1 protein-coding gene is annotated in these 752 nt (G+C 56.2%); it reads right to left on the bottom strand.

The annotated features are described in order from the left end of the window. Positions 1-728, bottom strand: a 728-nt coding sequence (locus ACTHTY_RS11315; RefSeq protein ID WP_440367701.1) for a hypothetical protein, incomplete at its 3' end; no start/stop codon positions are given. Positions 729-752: the final 24 nt, after the last annotated feature.

Raw genomic sequence — 752 nt, 5'->3', positions numbered from 1 at the left:
TGCCGGCGTTGTTCAAACCGTCTTTGGTCAGTTTGACACCCCCCCCCCCACCACCACCCCAAACCAACACAACACCACCACCCACCCCCACACCACCACCACCAACAACAACACCACCAACCCCAACACCACCCACCACCAAACCCCCCCCCAACCCAACAACCAACCCACCACCCCAAACCCCAACAACAACACCACCACCACCAACAACAACCACAACAACACCGAATCCCCCGACACCAACACCACCACCACCACCACCAAAAACCAAACCCCCAACACCAACAACAACCCCAACACCCACACCCCCCCAAACACCACCCCCAACACCCCACACCAAACCAACACCACAACCAACCACACCACCCACACCCACCACCAAAACAACAACAACCACCCCACCAAAACCCACACCCACAACAACACCCCCAACACCAACAACACAAACACCCCAACCGCCAACACCAACCACCCCCACCACACCCCCAACACCAACACCAACAACAACCCCAACACAAGCAACGACACCCCACCACCCCAACCAACCACAACCAACAACACCAACACCACCAACACCAACAACAACACCAACAACCCCACCACCAACAACACCAACACCCAACCCAACCACACCCAAACCACCAACAACAACAAAACCACCCAAACCCAACCCACCACCACCCACAACAACACCACCAACAACACCACCAACAACCAAACCACCCCAAACACCACCACCACCCACAACAACA

This window comes from Neisseria sp. P0019.S002 (genome assembly GCF_051957155.1).
In the GTDB taxonomy this organism is placed as follows: domain Bacteria; phylum Pseudomonadota; class Gammaproteobacteria; order Burkholderiales; family Neisseriaceae; genus Neisseria; species Neisseria perflava.
This window is presented reverse-complemented; position numbering and strand designations above follow the sequence as displayed.